This is a genomic window from Coleofasciculus sp. (assembly GCF_046539235.1).
In the GTDB taxonomy this organism is placed as follows: Bacteria; Cyanobacteriota; Cyanobacteriia; order Cyanobacteriales; family Coleofasciculaceae; genus Coleofasciculus.
Genome location: NZ_JBKHHI010000368.1, coordinates 1 through 6,654 on the forward strand (window position 1 = coordinate 1; position 6,654 = coordinate 6,654).

7 protein-coding genes are annotated in these 6,654 nt (G+C 46.6%); 6 read left to right on the forward strand and 1 reads right to left on the reverse strand.

Translation table 11 applies throughout. The features are described 5' to 3' along the window. The coding region (locus ACLFWI_RS24115) for a hypothetical protein (protein ID WP_446415031.1) at nucleotides 1–376 on the forward strand (376 nt) is incomplete at its 5' end. A gap of 641 nt (nucleotides 377–1,017) precedes the next feature. Beyond that, the gene (locus ACLFWI_RS24120; protein ID WP_446415032.1) at nucleotides 1,018–1,200 is read left to right on the forward strand and encodes a hypothetical protein; all 183 of its coding nucleotides are present in this window, start codon (nucleotides 1,018–1,020) and stop codon (nucleotides 1,198–1,200) included. Nucleotides 1,201–1,508: 308 nt separating this feature from the next. Here ACLFWI_RS24120 and ACLFWI_RS24125 read toward each other — a convergent pair whose 3' ends face one another. Continuing rightward, a complete protein-coding gene (locus ACLFWI_RS24125) occupies nucleotides 1,509–1,976 on the reverse strand; it encodes a DUF29 domain-containing protein (protein WP_446415033.1) in 468 nt (155 codons plus the stop codon). A gap of 186 nt (nucleotides 1,977–2,162) precedes the next feature. Between ACLFWI_RS24125 and ACLFWI_RS24130 the strand changes: the two genes are divergently transcribed. The 4 genes from ACLFWI_RS24130 to ACLFWI_RS24145 all read left to right on the forward strand — a co-directional run bounded on the left by ACLFWI_RS24130 (nucleotide 2,163) and on the right by ACLFWI_RS24145 (nucleotide 6,532). Beyond that, nucleotides 2,163–4,010, forward strand: coding sequence for a Cas10/Cmr2 second palm domain-containing protein (locus tag ACLFWI_RS24130; protein WP_446415034.1), 1,848 nt, complete (start codon nucleotides 2,163–2,165; stop codon nucleotides 4,008–4,010). Continuing rightward, nucleotides 3,964–5,082 (forward strand): type III-B CRISPR module-associated Cmr3 family protein, encoded by a 1,119-nt coding sequence (locus ACLFWI_RS24135; protein WP_446415035.1) that lies wholly within the window; start codon nucleotides 3,964–3,966, stop codon nucleotides 5,080–5,082. The genes ACLFWI_RS24130 and ACLFWI_RS24135 overlap by 47 nt, the downstream gene beginning before the upstream one ends. 72 nt (nucleotides 5,083–5,154) lie before the next feature. Next, entirely contained in the window at nucleotides 5,155–6,018 is an 864-nt protein-coding gene (locus ACLFWI_RS24140) for an RAMP superfamily CRISPR-associated protein (RefSeq protein WP_446410627.1), read from the forward strand. A gap of 40 nt (nucleotides 6,019–6,058) precedes the next feature. Then, entirely contained in the window at nucleotides 6,059–6,532 is a 474-nt protein-coding gene (locus ACLFWI_RS24145) for a hypothetical protein (RefSeq protein ID WP_446410626.1), read from the forward strand. Nucleotides 6,533–6,654: the final 122 nt, after the last annotated feature.

A 6,654-nucleotide genomic window follows, 5' to 3' on the forward strand; every position in this document is an offset into this window, starting at 1 on the left:
CCGACGTGCGCCCTATCCCCGACGTGCGCCCTATCCCCGACGTGCGCCCTATCCCCGACGTGCGCCCTATCCCGATATGCGCCCAGAAAAACTGGCAAGGAAAAACGTCAGCCAAATAGCCATACCACACCCGCCAAATGGTTATCAAAGAAAATCAAGCATGTATCAGGAAATCTTTTTAATCCAGCAATCCGAAATGAAAAAAACCCTAGAACTTCTCCCCCGCTATTCAGGAACCTACCTGGGAAACCTGCCCAAACTCCCCAACATCAGACAACTGGAATTCCCCAGCAAAGAAGTCTCCGAACTCTTCGCCGCCAAACTCCTAGAACAGGGAATCATCAGCGTCGGACAATACAACCGGAAAATCAGATAAGTAGTCGGACAACAGTAAAGTCGGACGGTGGGAATCCTCATTCGTCATTTGTTGATTGTTCATGGTTCATTGTTGATTGGGAATCTTCTCCCCCATCTTCCCCATCACCCCCTCCCACGGAAAACCCTTTTTCCACCCCTAGGCTTAAATAGACACAACCAATCAGAAAAGGAACCAAAACCCTTGAGTACAACCAATCGTCGAGTTCTCATCTTAGCCGATGGCGACAACACCTTCCTCGCCGCCCAAAGCTTCAACCATGCAATTAATAGCGATGATTAAATCAATAAATCAGAAGCCAACAGGCAGACATTAGCTGATTCTATCAAATTGAGGATGTAGGGGCGGGTTTTACCGATAATACTACGCTTGAAACCGTTAAATTCACTAAACCCGCCCCGATTTTCGCTTTGACTGCAACGGAGTATAAGGCTCAAATTGTCGCTTTTTTGGGCGCACGTCGGGGAAAGGGCGCACGTCTATGCGCCCCTACCGCCCCACCCATCCTGTAGTATTCCTTATCCAATCATCATGAATAAAACCCAACATTCCCTACATATTCCCCCCAAAATGTGGCAGCAAATTCACCGCGCCCTCCTAGAGACTCGCACCACTAATGAAAGGGAATAGCAGACCCGGCTGTGTTCTGGTTAAATAGTCTCTGTGCCAGTACCGGCGTTGGAATTATTCACAGTTTGGTGAGTGGTATTCTAGATATGGAGAATGGGTTAGATTGGATTTACGAATTTCCGGCATCCAAGTGGCTGAAAACCAACCCTGACTATTTAGGCACCAGTGATTGTTATTTTTGTGGTGGTTCGTAGGGGCGCACCGACGTGCGCCCTTTGCCAACCTGCGCCCTTTGCCAACCTGCGCCCTTTGCCAACCTGCGCCCATGAAACCCCCAGATTGCATTGGGGAAACTGATCAAAGGTTGACCAGGCTAAAGCCCTTACTACGAACAGGGAAACTGATCAAAGGTTGACCAGGCTAAAGCCCTTACTACGAACAGGGAAACTGATCAAAGGTTGACCAGGCTAAAGCCCTTACTACGAACAGCGCATCACCCTGGTCAAGGGCGACCCGAGTCAATTGAGTAGACACCTGGTTCATTGGTGCAGGCGGGTCGCCCCTACAGAACAACCTCAAAATCAAAGGGCTCTCCGGGGAAAAATTCTGACTCCAACACTTGCTCACTCGAATAGGCACATTCTGGGGGAAAGGTTTTGTAGCTTAAGCCCGTTTCGCGGACGGCTAAGTTCACGGCACTCTGATACGCTAGTTCTATCGCTTCCACCAAATAAGGCTTTAAACTCGGACTCTCGGCAAGGAGTTGTCGCACTTGGAAACGCTGTTCTCGAATTGTCGCCAACCAGCTTCTGGAGCGATTTTGAGGTTGAAACTGCCATTTCAGCAGATGTGCCAATAATACACCCAAGCGATTCCGTAACTCTCGCCTTTCCTGTCTACCCAAGGATTCAATCTCCTCCACCAGATTCACGATATCCAAGCAGTTCCATTGCTGTTGTTGGAGGAATTGCGCTTGCTGTTGTGTCCACGCATAGTAGTCGGTTTCGTAAGCTGGAGAGAACTGACCCATTAAACTAAAGCCAAGGTGGGATTTATCATTCAGTTGACGGTTTCCATGATACCTAACATCAACCCTCCTTTACCCGTCGGCTGTAGAGACTTCTCATGCTACGTCTCTACATCAACTGGAAAAAGGGTTTTCCACCTGTCCGTATACTGAAAGATATCGGCAATCACCCCTAAATCATGACAAAAAATGGCTCCAACCTATCACATTATCACCTTTGCCCCGATTCAGGACTTTATCACCAAATCGCGCAAACTCCGGGATTTGTACGGGAGTTCCTATATTCTCTCCTTTTTATCCTGGATTATCTGTCTCGCCGCCAAAAATCAGGGGTGTGAGATTATCTCACCCGCCCGGATTAATGTTACCCAGGGAATGCCTAATCAAATTGTACTCCGAGGTGAGCTTTCTGCTGATCAGATTTCTATCATTGAACAGACATTTAATCAAGCTTGGACGTGCCTTGTCAATAGCTGTCGTGAGTGGATTGAGAAGCACATTCAAACTAGCCAGGATAGCCAGGGAAATACCATTAAATGGGACTATAATTTCTGGAAACGAGATTGGCAACTCTGGGCAAACTATAGCTGGGAATTTTTCCACGCCTCCGGGAAACCGGGAGAGAGTATTACCCAAGCACGCCAAAAACTCAATCAAGTTAAATACGCCCGCAATTGGACAGGAATTAACTGGCAAGGGGAGAGTTCCACCTTATCTGGAAGTGATGCGATCGCGTATCCTCTTTTAGGACACAATCTTAACTCGCGTCACGACAACTATCAGCCGCAAAAACAAGCCGTTCGTTCATTCTACCACAGCTTGAGTCAACTCCTGGGGGAATCGTTCATTGATCCGCGTGAGGAACTCAGCATTCCGGAACTGACCAAGCGTTTAATTACCCATGAGGAAATCAGAAATAGCTTAATTGAGCATCTGAATCAACTCAACCTCGTCAACTTAGAAGCCGACGCCATCCAGCAACTTAAGCAAGATTTGAATCCGGACTCCTTTGGCGAGTTAAATCGTCACAACCCGACCGAAAACTATTGGACAGGCTGGTTTCAAGGGGATGGCGATAACGCGGGCAAATATTTCCAGAAACTTGCCCAATTGGACGCCAGATTAGAACAAGAACAGCTAACTCAGTTTAGCACAAAAATGCGAGACTGGGGCAAACAACTCTATGAGAAACAGGAGGAGTATTTACCGCCCAAAGGACGGATAATTTATGCTGGCGGCGATGACTTTTTCGGCGTACTCTACCATCCCTACAAACAGATATCCCCGCGTCGCTGTCTGGATTGGTTGGCTGGCTTCAAATCCCAGATTTGGCATCACCCTGAACCCAAAGAAATTACCCCTAGTGTCGGCTTTGTCTGGGCAGGATCTCAAGTTCCCCAACGGGACATCCTCCAGCATTGTCATTTAGCCGAACAAGCTGCCAAAAAAACGGGACGCGATCGCATCGCCTTTCGTATCCTATTTAACAGCGGTAATTACATGGAATGGGTCTGTCCCTGGTGGTTACTCGATACCCAGGAACTCACCTCATTATTGCCGCGATTTTCTCTTAGTTTACAGCAGCAGAAGCCAGGGCGCGATCGCGACACGCTAAAAAACTTAATCAACAGTTATCAAGACCGCGAACAGGGAGATAATTGGACGCATTTCTATCAAGATATCGCCACCCTGCAATCGCGCCACGCTTTCAATAACCAGACTATCGATATTGCCTTAGCCCTAATCGAGATTTACTTTGGTTCCGACTGGAAAACCATTTTTGCCAATCCCCAAAACTGGTGGAATCTCTATGATGAATATGAATTACCCACCTTTACCGGAATCTTAGGTGACCCCAAACAATTTAATCCCAATTACCAAGAAAATCCATCGATGAGAGAGGCACTCAACAGTGACCCTAAAGTCATAGATACCTTCAATCAATGGCTAATCAACCTCGCCAACCTTGGCTTTTATTTAACCGATGACCATGAATCAATCAGCAAACCCAAAATTCCAGTATCTCATCCTGATTGAACCCCTAGGATTTCTATACGGAAGTGCCGGACGCTTCTTATCCCCAGAAAACCTAGTCGGACGTTCAGGGACTAGCTTTCCCCCCAGCGCCGCCACAGTTTCAGGTATATTTGCCGCCTGTAAGGACAAGATTCAAGACATTAAAGACTTGTATCTCGCCGGACCCTTTTGGGGGGAAACTAAGGAGGTGAAAAAAGAACAAAACTTTTATGTTCCCACCCCATTCACCTATCTAATTAAAAATGGCGAAATTTGCCACAAACTCTCTTGGCACTCAACCTCTGAAGAATGGCTAGATGAAACCCAAAACTATCCCCCCAATGACAAATTTGAAAAAGGAACCTGGTTAGCCATTAATACTTGGGATAATCCCACCCAAGTCAAGAAAGCCCCGTGGAAATTTTCCCCTCACTTACATCCCCGACTTGCCCTGAATCAACGTCATGTTGTCAATTCCCAAGACACTGAAGATGAACAAGGCAGTTTATTTCTAGAAAATGCCGTACAAATGCCACTAGACACCTGTTTAGTCTATCTCTCAACCCATGAACTCGCACCGGGTTGGTATCGCTTTGGTGGCGAAGGACATATCGTCGAAATTAACTGTCTGAAACTCAACCAAAACCATCTCAATCGATTTAACCAAAAAATTCAAAGCAAGTTTGCTTTGATTACCCCTGCCATTTGGGGGTCAAACCGACTTTCCTATCGAGAACCCATCCAATTACAAAAAGGTAATCCGCAAAAGTATGAACAGGAAAATCCCGAACAAAACGATAACTTCGTCTGGTCAGTTGAAACCATTTTTACCGCTCGTCCCATCCCCTTTCGCTATCGTTTAGGAAATAATAAATCCTCCTCTTTTCACCAACCCAAATGTTTATCACGGGGACGCTACGCCGTACCAGCAGGAACCGTTTATATCCTCAAAGAACCCCTGAATAAATCTTGGCAAGAGTGGGATAAATCCTGGTTTCCCGAAGAAGGACCCTCTCTCAAACGCTGGGGGTGTGGATTAGCCCTACTCCTAACCTGTTCCCATACTAAAAATACCGATGAAGACGCCATGTAGAGACGTACCCTGCGACGTCTGAGAGATAAAACTGCATCCTCAAAAACGAACCATTATTATGGAGAACCAACCATGTCTGATTATCATAAAGCCTACGGCATAATTGAAACCCAAGCGCCCCTCCATGTCGGTGCCAGCGCCGGAGAAGAAAACGGCAATCTCAACCTAATTTTCCGCGACCAATTTACCCTAACTGGAATCATTCCCGGAAGTTCAATTCGGGGACGATTTCGGGCGGCGATGCGTCACCAAAATGGCAAGGTTGATCACTGGTATGGCAAAGCCGTAAATCATTCACCCTCAGCAACCCAGGAATCCGAAACGAACGGCAACAACAATACCAGTGAAAGTCGGATCAAATTTGAATATGCCTCCATCGTCTGGCTACCCGTTTACTGTCCCAATCAACCCATTGTCTACGTGTCTTGTCCAGCCCTACTCAAGCGTTATCAAAAAATAACCGAAAAATCCATCACCGACATCAAACCCTACAGTTATTACGGCAACCCTTCCAGCAAAACCCTGTTTTTTAATCTAGGCTTCTTACCCCTAAAACAAGAAGACAAAACCTTAAAAGACTTATTTCCCCAAGCCATTGAATCTGAACCCAAACATCTACTCATCGTCGTCGCTGACACGGAAATATCCATGATTCACGACATGGGATTGTATCGCCAGAGTCGAGTCGCCCTAGAACCGGATGAAAAGAAAGCCAAAAAAGGCGCATTCTTTGACCTTGAAGCTTTACCCGAAGGAACAATTATGGCATTTCCCCTAGCCATGCGAAAAACCACTGGAGACACCCCGGAAGAATGGCAACAATTTCTCCAAGATAGCCAATTCAACCCCAAGTGCCAAGAACTCTATTTTGGCGGCTTAGAATCCATTGGCTTTGGTCGCACCCAGGTTTCCCTGCAATCAGTTAATAGTCGTTAATTGCCACAAGAATAAGCCATAAAAAATAGGAGACAGTCCCATGATTGAATCAACAGAAAAGCAAGACTTAAGCGAGTGGCAACCTTACGCCCTAGACTACCACGCTCAAGAACTCGTCCTCAAACATCGAAACGAAAACAACGTCCTCAACGAATCCCATAAAATGCGGATGACAGTCGCCTATGGACTCGAACGCTTCTGGGGCGAACAATTACGGCTGAGGCGAGACAAAAAAACCCGAAACAAAAGTCAATATTGGCAAGACGTGTGGCAGAAACTAGCCGAAATTCTCCAGCCAGCCGGGGTTAATTTACCCAATGATGATGTCACCTCAACCTTACCGGAACACACCCGTGAACAAAAAAAGGAAAAAGAGAAGGATGAAACCCAAAAAATCCAAGCCATGGCAAACAAAATCTGGTCAATGTCCCTACCTGAACAGAGAATAGCCTTAATGGTATTAACTCAATTTTGTGATGCGTTGGTGTGGTGGACACAGCGTTATCGCCCCTAACCCGATTATCGCCGTTGAGGATTCCGGGCGGGTTTTGTTGATAGGTTTGGGGTAGGTAGCCCAATTAAATCCCTAAACCCGCCCCTACAGATGCGGACAAATGAATGATTCTTGATTATCGC